We start from the raw sequence: 561 nt of genomic DNA, 5'->3' as shown, positions 1-561 counted from the left end.
CCGCGAGCAAATCAACGGCCGGTGGCGGCATACGCTGCGCCGCGACGGCAACTGGTATGCCACTGATTTCTCGCATGGAGTCTTTGCCGAACTCGCCCGGCGCGGCGAAACCGTCGTCCGCTGGCGGTCAGACAGTGACCGTCGCATTAGCACCGGCACGGTCATCATCGACTGGGGAGCACCGCTCCCGCCACTTCACTCGCGTGCGCTCGTTCTGTGCAGCGGCTTCGTCCCCCGGTTCGGAGGTACCGCGGAGACCGTCCTTTACGACAACGTCCCCCGCGAGATTGCCGCCCAAGTTGCCGACTCGCTCGGGCAAACTATGGAAATCAGCATCTGAGCAGGAAGACACGGCGTTCACATGACCAACAGCAGCAGGCATCTCGACGCCATCGAGACGTTCGAGCATCTCCGCGACGCCTACTTCCGTTACTACGACACGCCATTCGGTCTCGCCGACGAGCGCCTTCAAGCCGAGCGCCGAGCGCTCCTGGACCGCGACGGCGGCGCCTACCGCAAACCCCTGCTCGAGCTGAGGCCCGAGTACGAAAGCTCCGGCCG

Annotated in this window: 2 protein-coding genes; both read left to right on the top strand. The window is 64.7% G+C overall.

Annotated features, from left to right (window positions below; all coding sequences use genetic code 11):
• The coding region (locus tag BGN97_RS04765; protein ID WP_292698475.1) for a hypothetical protein at positions 1 to 340 on the top strand (340 nt) is incomplete at its 5' end.
• A gap of 21 nt (positions 341 to 361) precedes the next feature.
• Positions 362 to 561 (top strand): hypothetical protein (locus BGN97_RS04760; RefSeq protein WP_292698473.1); only part of this gene is annotated, 200 nt, incomplete at its 3' end.

This window comes from Microbacterium sp. 69-10 (genome assembly GCF_001897945.1).
Lineage (GTDB): Bacteria > Actinomycetota > Actinomycetes > Actinomycetales > Microbacteriaceae > Microbacterium.
Note: the sequence above shows the minus strand (reverse complement) of the source record. Positions and strands in the feature narration are given on the sequence as shown.